This is a genomic window from Pseudomonas sp. NKUCC02_KPG, assembly GCF_019345465.1.
Classification (GTDB): domain Bacteria; phylum Pseudomonadota; class Gammaproteobacteria; order Pseudomonadales; family Pseudomonadaceae; genus Aquipseudomonas.
On the sequence record NZ_JAHKRC010000021.1, the window covers coordinates 20,773 to 34,199 of the forward strand.

Consider the following 13,427-nt stretch of genomic DNA (forward strand, 5'->3'; position numbering starts at 1 on the left):
CCCTCTGCGAAATTGAATGTTTCGACTACACCGATCACTCCAGGTAATCGCCCCATGATCAAGCCGCTTGAACAGTTTCGCAGTCGCCTGCGCATGCGCCACCTGCAACTGCTGTTTGTCCTGTCTGAAGAAGGCTCGCTGCGCAAGACCGCGAACATCATGGCGCTGACCCAGCCTGCAGTGACCAAGGCGCTGCACGAGCTTGAGAGCCTGGTGGGCGAAGCGTTGTTTATCCGCACCCACAAGGGCCTGGTCGCGAACACGCTGGGGGAAGCGGCCATTCGTTATGCGCAGCTGGTATTCGCTGACATGAGCGGCCTGCACGAAGAAATGACGGCCCTGCAATCGGGCAATCTCGGGACCTTGCGCATCGGTTCAATGGGGTCACTGGTGGGCGGCCTGCTGCCACGCACCCTGGCGCAATTGACCCAACGCCATCCCAAGCTGAACATCACCGTGGTCATCGACACCAGTGACGTGCTGCTCCAGGCCTTGAGTCTTGATCAGCTGGACCTGGTCATCGCCCGAATCACCGATGGCTGGCCAACCGAAGACCTGAACTTCGAAGCGTTCGATGAAGAGGTGATTCAGATCGTCGCTCGCACCGGCCATCCGCAGCAGCACAACAGCGACGTCACCCTGGAAACCCTGGCCCGCTACCCCTGGATCGTGCAATCGCAACCCGCGCCGCTGCGGGAAATCTATCAGCAGATTTTTCGCCAATCCCAGGTGCAGGCTCCTGCCAGCCCACTTGAAACCGCCTCGACCATGCTCACGGTCTCACTGCTCCAGCAAACCGACATGCTCGCCTTGATGCCGCTGTCACTGGTGGAGTACTACAGCGAACTGGGGGTGCTGGCACCGCTGCCGATCACGGTGGCGGCGCGCTTGATGCCCTTCGGGCTGATCAGCCGCAAAGGACGGGTGCCCACGGCGGCGATGGAAGTGGTCAAGGCCGAGCTGCGGGTGCAGGCCGGCCTTGAGGGTACAGGCGGGGTTACGGGCGACTAGACGTCAGGTCGGCAGGCGGCACGTAAGCAGTGGTCGCCGTCGACGGTGTGCGTTTGAGCATCAGCAGCAACAACACACTGACAAAGCACAGCGCTGCCACGACCTGGAAGCCGGTGCTGCTGTTGCCGGTCACTGTATCGGCGTAGGCCTTGATCTGCGGCGAGACAAAGCCACCCAGGTTGCCGATCGAGATGATGAAGGCGATCCCGGTAGCCGCGCTGGTGCCGCCCAAATGACGGGTCGGCAGGCTCCAGAACACGGGCTGACTGGCCACCAGACCCGGTATGGCGATACAGAACGCCAACAGGGTCAGCACTGGCGTGTTGATCACCGACAGCGATGCAAAGGCAAGCGTGCCAACGGCAAGCATGGAGGATGCGACCAGGCGATGGTTGTTGTGTTTGTCGGCATACACCGTGGCGATACGCATGGCGACGATGGTGCAGAGCCAGGGGATCATCAGCAGCAGGCCGACCGAGGTGTTGACCTGACCACCCAGGGTCGAGGCCAGTTTGGCCGGCAAGTAGAACGCCAGCGGTGCATTACCGATCTGTACGCAAAAGTAAATGGCGATAAACATCAGTACACGCTTGTCTTTGAGTACACCAAAGATCGAGCCGTGGCTGGCGTAGCCCTTGGCCTTTTCTTCGCCTTCAATGACGGTGTTCATGGCGTGTTTTTCTTCAGCGGTCAGCCATTTGGCTTCGCTTGGACGGCTCGCCAGATAAAAGAACGCAATCACCCCGACCACCGAGGCCGCCAGGCCTTCGACCACAAACATCCACTGCCAGTTGGTCAGGCCAAAGGGGTTGCTGGTATCGAGGATGAACCCCGACAACGGGCTGCCGATCAGCATCGCCACCGGTACGCCAAAGTAGAACAGGCCAATGGCGCGAGAACGTTGCTTGGCCGGAAACCAGTACGTCAGGTACAGGATGATCCCGGGCATGAAGCCCGCCTCGGACACCCCCAGCAAAAAGCGGATGACGTAGAAGGATGTCTCGCTGGTGGCGAACATCATCGACGCCGAGACCAGCCCCCAGGTGACCATGATCCGTGCCATCCACACCCGCGCGCCCACTCGCTGCAGGATCAGGTTGCTGGGCACTTCAAACAGCGCATAACCGATAAAGAAAATCCCCGCGCCCAAGGCAAATGCGGCGTCACCGATACCGGTGTCGGCTTGATAGGCGATCTTGGCAAAACCGACGTTGGCGCGGTCGATAAACGCCAGGGCATACATCAGGGCGAGAAACGGCAACAGCCGGATCGCTGCTTTCTTGACGCCGCTCGCCAGCGCGGGCGAGTCATACAACGCTTGATAACTCATGGAACGTACCTCTTCTTATTGTTGGAGTAGGTGTTATCCAGGATGCACTCAGGCATCTTCACTCTGCGTATCACGTGTGTTCGGAAAACCTCGCCAGTTCTGCGTGTGTCGGTAATCCATCGCTGTCTCCCGGGAAACCCAGCACCCGGGCGCCGATCAGGTTGCCCCTGGCCACGGCCCCTGCAACGCTTGAGCCTTCGAGCAAGGCGCTGATGACGCCCACGGCAAAACCGTCGCCCGCGCCCACGGTGTCCACGACGTTGCTCACCGGGTAGCCGGGGCTGTAGCCGTTTTCAGTGGCGCTGGCGTAATAGGCGCCCTCGGCACCGAGCTTGATGACCACCAGGGAGCAGCCTCTGTCCAGGAAGTACCGGGCAATGTCGGCGGGCTGTTCGAGGCCACTGAGCAAACGGCCTTCGGCAAGACCGGGGAACACCCAGTCGGCCAGCCCGGCCAGATCATTCAGGCAAGCCACCATGTGGGCTTGGGACGCCCAGAGCCGTGGCCGCAGGTTGGGGTCGAATGACACGCTGCAGCCTGCGGCACGCATGTCACGGGCCATGTGCACAATCAGCTCGCACACGCTGTCGCCCAGTGCCGGGCTGATGCCCGTGATATGCAGATGCCTGGCGCCACGGCAGTACCCGGCCGGATAATCGGCCAGGCTCAAGTGACTGGCCGCCGAACCTTTGCGGTAGTACTCGATGTCGGGGTCGCCGCCGTCCGAACGGCGCGACTTGAACATCAGGCCCGTGGCGTGTTCGCTGTCCTGCACGGTGTGCCGGTGGTCAATACCGTCACGCGCCATGACCTCGCGCAGCCAGTGGCCGAGGGTGTCATCCCCCAAGCGGCTGATATAGCCGACCCGAAAACCAAGGCGTGCCAGGCCCGTGGCCACATTCAGCTCGGCGCCTGCGGCGGCACGCACATACTGTTCGGCCTCATGCAGGCTACCGTCGGTCATGGCGCTGAACAGGCCCATCGCCTCACCGCAGGTCACAATGTCGATCGTTTCTGTTGAGTCGCTCATGTCACATCACCGCACCGATTTGCCAAGGCAGGAATTCGTTGTCGCCCATGCCGTTTTCTTCGCTGCAGGTGGGGCGACCCGACGCGGTTGCGAGCATCAACTGGAAGAGCCGCTCACCGGCTTCGGCCACTGACTCTGCACCCTCGACGATCGCACCGGCATTGAAATCCATGTCCAGAGCCATGCGCTCGAACAGTCGGGTATTGGTGGCGATTTTCAGGGACGGCGTCGGTTTGCAGCCGTAGGTCGAACCGCGCCCGGTTGTGAAGCAGATCAGGTTCGCCCCGCCCGCCACCTGACCGGTGGCGGACACCGGGTCGTAGCCAGGGGTGTCCATGAACACCAGGCCTGTCTGTTCGATCGTCTCGCCATACTCGTAAACCCCCATCAGGCCGGTGGCGCCCGCCTTGGCCACTGCGCCCAGGGACTTTTCAAGGATGGTGGTGATGCCACCGGCCTTGTTGCCCGGTGACGGGTTGTTGTTCATGTCTCCGTCGTGATGACGCACGTAGTCTTCCCACCAATGAATCCGGCTCATCAATTTTTCTGCGATCTGCGGTGTAGCGGCACGGGCGGTCAGCAAGTGCTCGGCACCATAAATTTCGGGGGTTTCCGACAAAATCGCCGTCCCCCCGTGGCGCACCACCAGGTCCACCGCCGCCCCCAGGGCCGGGTTGGCGGTGATCCCCGAATACCCGTCCGAACCGCCGCACTGCAGGCCCACGGTGAGGTGCCGGGCCGATACACGGCTGCGCTGCTGGCTGTTTACGGGCGCCAGCATTGCCTGTACCAGCTCGATCCCCCGCTGCACCGTTTCGCGGGTGCCGCCCGCCTCCTGGATCACCAGGCTGGCCTTGAGCGCTGCCGGCCGATCGGCCAGTTGCTCCATCAACGGGGCCAATTGGTTGACTTCACACCCCAGGCCGATCACCAGTACACCGGCAAAATTCACATGGTCTGCATAGCCGCGAAGGGTGCGCTTGAGGATCTCGATCCCGTCGCCCTTGGCCCCCATGCCACAGCCGCTGCCGTGGGTGATTGCAACCACGCCGTCGACATTGGGGTAATCGCGCAGGTGGGCGGCATCGAACGCCGCAGCAATCTGCTTGCACACGGTGGCCGAACAATTGACGCTGGAAATGACCCCGATGTAATTGCGCGTACCCACACGGCCATCGGCACGGAGATAGCCGTCAAAACTGACGTCGTTGTCGTTGAAAACAGTGGGCTGGTAGACGTTGGCCAGGGTGTTGGTGGAACTGCCCGAGGGCATTTCAAGGTTGTGTACATGGACGTAGTCACCGGGCTTCACGTCCACGGTGGCCTGCCCGATGATTTGACCGTATTTGCGAATCGGCTGCCCGCAAACCACACCGCGCAGGGCGATCTTGTGGCCCGAGGGAATGTCGGTCCGGGCGATGATGGCCAGGCCGTCGGCATGCAATACCTGGCCTTGGGCGATATCGCCGCGTGCGACCGCGACGTCATCGCCCCCAGTCAGTACCAGTAAGGATGAGCTTGCAAGGTTCATGGTGGATCCTCAACGGTTATGGCGCGCCACTCAGTGCTGGCTGAGCAGGACGGCCCGCAACATCGGCTGCTCAAGACCGGGAGCAAGCTGTTCAGCCAGCTCGATCAGGGGCAGCAAACGGCGTGTCTTCTTGTCTTTATGGTTAACCGCAATATCAGCGAGACGGTGTTGCAGGAACGGGTTGCCAAAGCGTTCACGCACGCTGTCGACGTAACGCTGCGCCACGTCGAACTGGCCGAGGGCAGCGAACACCGGCAACACCTCGCTGGCCCACAGGGCTTCCAGGTCGGCGCGCAAGGCTGGGCTCTGCATGGCCTGGTAGACCGTCTCGGTGGCCGGTCGGCCATCGCTCAACCAGCGCTCGGCCAGATAGCTGTGGCCCAGGTTCAGGGTAAACAGCTTGAGGCGCTCGAAATCGTCCAGGTCATCGGTCAGGACAATGGCCTCATGGCTGCACGGCAGGGTCAGCCCCTCCTGGCGCTCGATCGCCCACAGGGCATAGGGCTCAGCCACCGCGCCCACCGGCTCAAGGGCCTGGGAAACAATGCGGTCGACCAGGGAGTTCGCCCAGCGGCAGGTGTGGATCAGGTAGGCCTCGAATGCATCGCCCAGCGCCCAACGGCGGGCCAGCGTTACCAGCAGATCGCGCAGCACGTCGCCGTTACGCGCAACCAGTTCACAGGGGAACAGCGACAAGGTGGACTGGGGGTTGTTTACCCAGCGGTCATACAACAACACCAACAGCTTGGCCGGGAAGCTGACCGGTGCCGGGGCATCCGCGTCGAGCAACGCCGGCGTATCCCGCGAATCAAGTTGATAACCCCGGTCCCCGGTATTGGACACCACGACTTTGACCTGCTCCACAAAGCCCTTGCGCAGCACCGGCCATTGCTCGGTGGCATGCACCGCGCGGCTGATGGCCGAGGCCCACAGGTTCTGCTCCACCACCTGACCGTTTTCGATGCCCTGGATCAGCACCCGGTACGGTGTACCGCTGGCCAGTGCTGCGGTGCGCGCAGTGCTGGCAGGGCTGTCGGTGCTCTGTACCACGGCGATGCGGCCCAGGGCTGCGCCACGCTCCAGGGCTTGGGACACGAACAAGTCGACGTGAGCCTGAAGAAACCGGCTGGTACCGAACTGCAGGATCGGCGGAAATTGGCTATCGCTCATCACCACCCCCTCAGCACTCGATAATGGCTTTGACCACGCCTTGCTGCGGATCCAGCAGCGTAGTGAATTGGTTCACGACTTCGCTGAGCGGGATACGGTGGGTATTGAGCGCCTGGTCCGGGATCAGGCCATCGCGCAGGCATTGCTCGACGTAGCGGAAGTCTTCGACAGTGGCATTGCGGCTGCCCATCAGGGTGGCTTCGCGCTTGTGGAACTCGGGATCGGAGAAGGTGATCGAGTCACGCACCACGGAAATCATCACATAGGTGCCGCCGTGGGCGATAAATTCAAAGCCGCGCTCCATGGCCCGGGCGTTGCCGGTGGCGTCGAACACCACGTCATAGAAATCGCCTTCGGTGAGGTCGGCGAGCGCCTCTTTGTCACCCTCGCCAATTTTCACTGCGGCGTGAACATTGAGGTGCTTGCGGCAAAAATCCAGGCGGTCGTCACGGGTATCGAGCACGGTGACGATGGCCCCGCGCAGCCCTGCAAAGATCGCCGCCGCCATGCCGATCGGTCCGGTTCCGACGATCAGCGTGCGCTGCCCGGCCTGGATGTTCGAGCGGCGCACCGCATGGGCGCCGATGGACAGGAACTCGATCATTGCCGCCTGGTCCAGCGACACGCCCTCGGCCTTGTGAATGAATTGATGGGCCACGCTCAGGTATTGGGTAAAGGCGCCGTCGCAATGCACGCCGAGCACCTGAATCCGGGTGCAGCAGTTGGTCTTGCCCTGACGGCAGGCGATGCACGTGCCACACGAGATATAGGGCATCACGTAGACCACGTCCCCAGCGACCAGACCGCTGCCCTCTTCACTGGTTTCGACGATGCCGGAAAACTCGTGGCCCATGACCCGAGGGTACTCAAGGAACGGCTGGTTGCCGGTGTAAATGTGCAGGTCAGTGCCACATACGCCCACGCGTTTGACCCTGATCAGGGTTTCGCCGGGCTTGCGCTCGGGAATCGGACTTTCGATGGCGGTAAGCGAGCGCGGCTCGTTACAGATCACAGTCAGCATTTTTTATTCTCCGTCGTTAGCCCGGGGGCTACGGGTACAGGCGAGGTGATAGAGGGGTGACAAACAGGGGGGGCTGCAGCAACGGAGGGGAAAAGACAGGGCATCTGGATCTCCTCTTATTGTGTGCAGGCTTGAGTGCCGCTTGGATGATCACGCCTCGAAAATTACACGCAGCCAAAAAAATTGGCAAGACCAGTTTTCATAATAATTGAATTGGCCTTACCAAATTGATTTCCGTTGAATTCAGCCCCTACCCCTGATGCCCGACCTGAATCACCTCCAGCGCACCATCCACCAGAATCTGGATGGTCTGCTGCGAACAGCGCTCAACGCGAGCATTAACCCCATAAACCTCGGCGAAAAGTTGCGGGGTCAGCACCTGCTCCGGGGGGCCGAAACCGATCAGCGCGCCCTCGCGCAATACCGCAATCCGGTCTGCGTAACGGGCCGCCAGGCTGATGTCGTGCATGACGATCACGGCAATCAGCCCGTGCTGTCGCACCATCGCCCGCACGCATTCCATTACCCGCAGTTGATAGCTCAGGTCCAGCGCACTGGTGGGCTCATCCAGCAGCATCACACGGGGCCTGCGGGCAATCAGTTGTGCCAGGCTGACCAGTTGCCGCTGACCACCGGACAATGCGTTGAGCAGGTTATCGGCCAAGTGCTGGATGCCGATGCGCTGCAAGGCCTCATAGGCTTGCAACAGGTAATCGCCGCCTGCCCCCACCCGCAACGCCGCCATGACGCTTTCGGTCACACTCAACCCCAGTCCGGGTGGCAAGTGCTGGGGCATGTAGGTGATGAGACGGGCGCGCTGGGCCACGGACATCGGCGCCAGTGGCCGACCTTGCAGACTGACAGAACCGGTCATGGGCTCAAGCCCCGCCAGCCCACGCAACAAGGTTGATTTGCCGGCACCGTTGGGCCCGATCAGGGCGGTCAGCGTGCCGGGATGCAGCTCTGGCAACGAGACATCGCCAATCACCACCCGGCGCCCGTACTTCACGTGCCCGTGACGGATCAACAACCCCTGCTCACTCATAACTGCCTGCCCCGCTTGTAGACCAGCGCCACAAAAATCGGCACCCCCACCAGCGCGGTGACGATGCCCACCGGCACGATGACGCCCGGCATGATTATTTTGCTGACCACCGAGGACAGCGACAGCAACAACGCGCCCACCAGCGCACTGGCCGGGAACAGAAAGCGCTGGTCCTCACCGATCAGGATCCGCGCAATATGCGGCCCCACCAGGCCGATAAAACCAATGGTGCCGACAAACGCCACCGCCGTGGCGGCCAACAGGCTGATGCGCAGCAATGAGAAAAACCGCAGCCGCCGCACATCCACGCCAAAGCTCTGCGCCCGCTCCTCGCCCATGCGCAGCAACGTCATGCGTGAAGCCGCGTGCAGGGAAAACGGCGCAGTCAGCGCCACCACCAGGGCCAGAATCCCCAGCTTGTCCCAATTGGCCCGGGCCACGCTGCCCAGGCTCCAAAACACCAGTTGCTGCAGGACGTCTTCAGTGGCCAGCAACTGCAACAGGGCAACCAGTGCGTTGCAACTGAACACCAGCGCAATACCGAACAGCACCAGGGTCTCGACCCCTGCCCCGCGCAGCCGCGACATGCCGTGCAGCAGGAACATCGAGCCGCAGGCAAACACAAAAGCCGACAGGGCCACCAGGGAGTCGCGACTCAACAAGGCGCTGCTCACCGGAAACACGATCACCAGCGAAGCCCCCAGCGCAGCGGCCGACGACACGCCCAGGGTGAACGGACTGGCCAGCGGGTTATTGAGGATCGCCTGCATTTCCGCACCGGCCAGGGCCAGGGCTGCGCCGACCATAACGGCCATCAGCGCATAGGGCAGACGCACATTCCAGATGATCACGCGGTCAGTCACGTCCAGGGTTTGCGGGTGCAGCAGCCCCTGGATCAAGTCCCCCAGCCCCATGCCTGACGAGCCGGTGGACAGGTCCAGCAGCACGGCGCCCACCAGCGCGCAGCCCATCACCAGCAACAGGCAACACCGTCGCGCCAGCAGACGCCGATAACCCTGGCTGGCAGCAATCACTGCCGGGTTGGCGATTGAGGTCATTTCTGCTCACTGATCCAGTACTGGCCCGCCAGCGGCGTATCGAGGAACTGTCGGTTGATTTCAGCCAGCGTCAGCTGTGGATCAAGGTCGGCAAACCTTTCGGGGTGAATCCACCTGGCCATCGCCTCAATGGCGAGAATGTTGTACGGAGAATTGTAAAAGTCGTGCCACAGGCCATGGACATTACCCTCGCGCACCGCCCGCAGCTCGACAAACTCCGCACGCTTAAGCACGTGCTTGAGGGACGCCCGGGCCGTCTGTTCATCGATGCCCGCGCCCAGCATCACACCGGGCTTTTGATTGCCCGAGAGGATGTACACATCGGGATCGGCCTTGAGCGCGTATTCAACACTGATGTCTCCCAGCGCCCCGGGCACCACGCCCTCGGCAATATTGCGCCCGCCCACCAGGCGGATCAGCTCGCCCATGCCGCCCTTGCCGGTGGTATGCCCAGGATTGGCCCAGACCCCGCCCAGCAGTTCCAGAAACACCTTTGGGCGCTGGCTGTCATCGATCGCGCCCAGGGTCTGGGTGATTCGTTCGATGTGCTGGCGGTAGAAATCAAGAAAGGCACTGGCCCGGGCTTCGCGCCCCAACGCCTGGCCCAGTGCTGTCATGCTGTCCTCGGTGCCTTGCATCGGGTTGACCCGGAAATCGACGAACAACACCGCAATCCCGGCTTTTTCCAGCACATCGGCCACCGGGCTGTGATCGGTGGGGCCATGCCCGGAAATACTGAACACCGCCAGATCCGGCTTGAGCGCCAGGATCTGCTCGGCACTGACACTCTGCTCGGAGGCCTGGCCGATCAACGGGATGTCCTTGACCTCGGGGAACTTCGCCACGTAAGCCGCGTAGGTGTTGGGGTCAAGCTTGCGCAGGTCGTTCTGCCAGCCAACGATACGTTTGAACGGCTGATCGCGGTCGAGCAGCGCGAAGGCCGAAATCAGCCGCCCTTCCCCCAGCACCACCCGCTGCACCTGGTCCGGCACCTTGACCACCCGCCCCAAGGCATCAGTGACCTCTTTGGCACTGGCGCACGAAGTCCCCAACGCCACCAGCACCAGCATGGCCCCAAGGCGTACAAAGGCCTGACGCAAAAACACTCTCGACACGGCAAATCTCCCGCTGAATAAAAGGCTCAAACGTCGCTCCAGCGCCGCAAGAGGTTGTGATACACGCCGCTCAGTTGCAGCAGTGATTCGTCATCCGCCTGTTGGGCGGTCAAGCGTTGAATGGCCACGTCCATGTCCAGCAACAGGCTGCGCTGGCTGTCTTCGCGCACCAGGCTTTCGATCCAGAAAAAACTCGCAACACGCTCGCCCCGGGTCACCGGGTTGACCTTGTGCACGCTGCTGCCCGGGTACAGCACCAGATGCCCGGCGGGCAACTTGACGCTGCGCTCGCCAAAGGTGTCGCGGATCACCAGTTCGCCGCCGTCATAACTGTGGGGATCGGCCAGAAACAGGGTCGCGGACACGTCCGTGCGCACCCGTTCACGAACGCCCTTGATGCCGCGAATGGCGTTGTCGATATGAAAACCGAACGACTCGCCTGCGCTGTAGCGGTTGAACAAGGGCGGGTAGATGCGCTTGGGCAACGCGCCAGACATGAACAACGCGTTATCGGACAGCCGCTGCAGAATGCGCTGGCCCAGCAGCAGGCCGACCTCGTTGTCTTCGGCCAGTTGGCGGTTGAACTTGCCCCGCGCCGAGCGCACTCCGGCGGTCTGCTTGCCATCGACCCACGGCTGATCGAGCAGCACGCGGCGCATCTCGGTCACTTCCTGCGGGCTGAACAGGTCAGCGATTTCGATCAGCATCTCTCGCTCCGCAACAACCCGGAATCAGAAGTCATAATCGATACTCGCCGTCAGCGTGCGTCCGGCTCCCGGCACGCCATACAGCTGGAAGCCATCCAGCGAGGCGCCGACGCGGCTGAAGTAGAAGGTGTTGAACAGGTTGTCGACATTGAGGTTGACCGTGGTCTGGCGATTGAACCTGTACTGCGCTGCCAGGTAGTGCACCCAGTAGCCGGGGGCCTTTTCCTTGTCCTGGGTGTAGATCGCAAGCACCCCTGAAGGACCGTCGGCATAGCTGCTGTTGTTATTCAGGCCACCCACGTATTTGTTGTCGGTGTAGCGACGACGACCCACGTAGTTGGCGCCATAACTCAAGCTCAGGTCATCAGTAAAGGCGTAGGTGGTCCACAGGTTGGCCGTCAGGTCGGGCACGTTCTTGGCCTCTGCGCCTTTGTTGACACCCTTGGTCTGTTCGCTTTTGAGGGCCGAGAAACCGCTGTAGGCCGTCCAGCGATCGGTCAAGGTGCCTTGCAGGCCCAGCTCCACGCCATCGACCCGCTTGGCAGGCAAGGCACGCACCGGCGATGCTTCACCCTCGGCGTATTCCCAGGAGTTGACCAGCTCGGTGCGGAACACCGCCGCGGTCACGCTCATGCCTTTGTCCAGCAGGTCCCACTTGGTGCCAAGCTCATAAGTCCTGGACTTGGCCGGGGTATAGCGACGGGTACTGGCAGCACCGTAGATCTGGTTGTTGGTCGAGGCTCCCAGCGCCGAAGGCTGGGTCGACTCACTGTAGGACGCGTAAATCGTGCCGTTGGGTTGTGGTTTGAATACCACCCCGGCGCGACCGCTCCAGGCACCCGAGGTGTCCTTGACATCGTCCTGGCCACGCTGAGTCGTTTCGGCACTCCAGTGGTCATAGCGCAGGGACCCCATGACCTGCCACCACTGATTCAGGGTCAGGGTGTCACCAAAAAACAGCCCGGCGTTGTCGATGCTCGAACGCGGCTCGCCGACGCCCTTGGTGGTGTAGACCGCCGCAAAGTCATGCTGTGGGTCAGCCATGTCGAACGTCATGTTCGGCGCCGGCACCTTGGCGTTGCGCTCAAGGCCACCGTAGGTTTCATGGTAGACATCGAGCCCGGCCACGGCCTTGTGGCTGATGGCGCCGGTGTCGAATTCAAAGCTCAGGTCGGTCTGGTTATCGAGGATGGTGTAGCGTTTGGACAAGCCGAAATCACTGCCCCGCAGTATCCCGTTGGCGGTGCTGCCGGTGTTGGTGTAGTCGGTGTAGACATTGACCCCGTTGACCGTCGACACCGGCCCCACGCCGACATAACCCAGGGTTGCGCAACGGTTGGCGGTACAGGTTTTCGCGCCGTCGGCGCCTGCGGCGGTAAAACGCGCCGGTGACAGCACCGAAAAGCTGTCGGTGCGCTGCCAGCGCACCTGGTTGGTCAGCAACGTCCCGTTGTCGAAGTCGTGTTCCAGGCGCCCGGTCAACGAAGTGGTCTCGGTTTGCTGGGTGTACAGACTGGAGTCGCCGTACCAGTTGCTGCGTTTGACCCCGGGCATGCGCTTGCCATCTGTGCCGCGCAAGATCGGCAGGCCGCCGTCCGGGGTGTTGTCATCCTTCTGGTAGAAAAAATCGACAAAGCCCCGGGTCGGCGTCGACAGCCCCAGAGCCAGCGAGGTGGCAATGCCCCAGCGGTCGTAGTCGACCTCATCGCGTTCAGCCACCTGGCTTTGGTGCTTCATCAGGTTGATGCGCACCGCGCTGGTGTCATTCAACTCATGGTTGATATCAGCGGTCAGGCGTCGATAGCCATCGGTCCCGACACCGGCAGACACCCGATTGGCATCCCCCATATGGGCTTCCTTGCTCACCAGATTGACGCTGCCGCCCACTGCCGAAATACCCGACTCGATGGCGCCGGTGCCCTTGAACACCTCGGCCTGTTGCAGGTTGAAGGTGTCGTTGCGGCTGGACATGCCCGCATCGCGCACACCATCGACGGTCAGGCTCTGCTCGGAAGAAAACCCGCGGATGGAAAACAGATCACCCCAGCCGAGATTGCCCTCTCCGGACATGAAGGTGATGCCCGGCACATTGCGCAAGATGTCCTGCAAGCTCTGGGCGTTCTGCTCCTTGAGCACCTGCTGGGGCACGATGGTGATGCTCTGCGGGGCATCCAGCAGCGGCGTCATGACCTTGCGCGATGACACTTCGTCGACCTTGAACGGCGAGTCATAAGAGCCCTCCACGTTCGATGCGGGCAGGGTCAGCACCTCTGTCGAGGACTGCGCCGCCTGGCTCGCCGGGCTCAATACGCCGAGGGCCAGCAGGCTGAAAACGGGGGCAAGCGTACTGTTCAATGCACAAGGGGTATTGCGAACTACTGCCGCATCGGGTGACGATGGCATCGGGCC

General features: G+C 61.9%; 11 protein-coding genes. 1 reads left to right on the top strand and 10 read right to left on the bottom strand.

Features of this window, described 5'->3' with window-relative positions:
* Nucleotides 1-54 precede the first annotated feature (54 nt).
* Nucleotides 55-1,011, top strand: coding sequence for a LysR family transcriptional regulator (locus KO536_RS22550; protein ID WP_219263022.1), 957 nt, complete (start codon nt 55-57; stop codon nt 1,009-1,011).
* On the opposite strand, the gene KO536_RS22555 is transcribed toward KO536_RS22550, so the two are convergent.
* The 10 genes from KO536_RS22555 to KO536_RS22600 form a co-directional block, all read right to left on the bottom strand.
* Nucleotides 998-2,341 (bottom strand): MFS transporter, encoded by a 1,344-nt coding sequence (locus KO536_RS22555; RefSeq protein WP_219263024.1) that lies wholly within the window; start codon nt 2,339-2,341, stop codon nt 998-1,000. The genes KO536_RS22550 and KO536_RS22555 overlap by 14 nt on opposite strands.
* A 70-nt stretch (nt 2,342-2,411) precedes the next feature.
* The gene (locus tag KO536_RS22560) at nt 2,412-3,371 is read right to left on the bottom strand and encodes a sugar kinase (RefSeq protein ID WP_219263026.1); all 960 of its coding nucleotides are present in this window, start codon (nt 3,369-3,371) and stop codon (nt 2,412-2,414) included.
* A 1-nt stretch (nt 3,372) separates the two neighbouring features.
* Entirely contained in the window at nt 3,373-4,902 is a 1,530-nt protein-coding gene (locus KO536_RS22565; protein WP_219263027.1) for a UxaA family hydrolase, read from the bottom strand.
* Between the two features lie 30 nt (nt 4,903-4,932).
* Nucleotides 4,933-6,072 (bottom strand): mannitol dehydrogenase family protein, encoded by a 1,140-nt coding sequence (locus KO536_RS22570; RefSeq protein WP_219263029.1) that lies wholly within the window; start codon nt 6,070-6,072, stop codon nt 4,933-4,935.
* Between the two features lie 10 nt (nt 6,073-6,082).
* Entirely contained in the window at nt 6,083-7,093 is a 1,011-nt protein-coding gene (locus KO536_RS22575; protein ID WP_219263031.1) for a zinc-binding alcohol dehydrogenase family protein, read from the bottom strand.
* A gap of 250 nt (nt 7,094-7,343) precedes the next feature.
* Complete coding sequence (locus tag KO536_RS22580) at nt 7,344-8,138, bottom strand: ABC transporter ATP-binding protein (protein ID WP_219263032.1); 795 nt, start codon at nt 8,136-8,138, stop codon at nt 7,344-7,346.
* Entirely contained in the window at nt 8,135-9,196 is a 1,062-nt protein-coding gene (locus KO536_RS22585; protein WP_219263033.1) for an iron ABC transporter permease, read from the bottom strand. Before KO536_RS22585 ends, KO536_RS22580 begins: the two co-directional genes overlap by 4 nt.
* Complete coding sequence (locus tag KO536_RS22590) at nt 9,193-10,266, bottom strand: ABC transporter substrate-binding protein (protein WP_257623059.1); 1,074 nt, start codon at nt 10,264-10,266, stop codon at nt 9,193-9,195. Before KO536_RS22590 ends, KO536_RS22585 begins: the two co-directional genes overlap by 4 nt.
* A gap of 71 nt (nt 10,267-10,337) precedes the next feature.
* Nucleotides 10,338-11,018 (bottom strand): Fe2+-dependent dioxygenase, encoded by a 681-nt coding sequence (locus KO536_RS22595; protein ID WP_133076843.1) that lies wholly within the window; start codon nt 11,016-11,018, stop codon nt 10,338-10,340.
* Nucleotides 11,019-11,042: 24 nt separating this feature from the next.
* A complete protein-coding gene (locus KO536_RS22600; protein ID WP_219263034.1) occupies nt 11,043-13,421 on the bottom strand; it encodes a TonB-dependent siderophore receptor in 2,379 nt (792 codons plus the stop codon).
* Nucleotides 13,422-13,427: the final 6 nt, after the last annotated feature.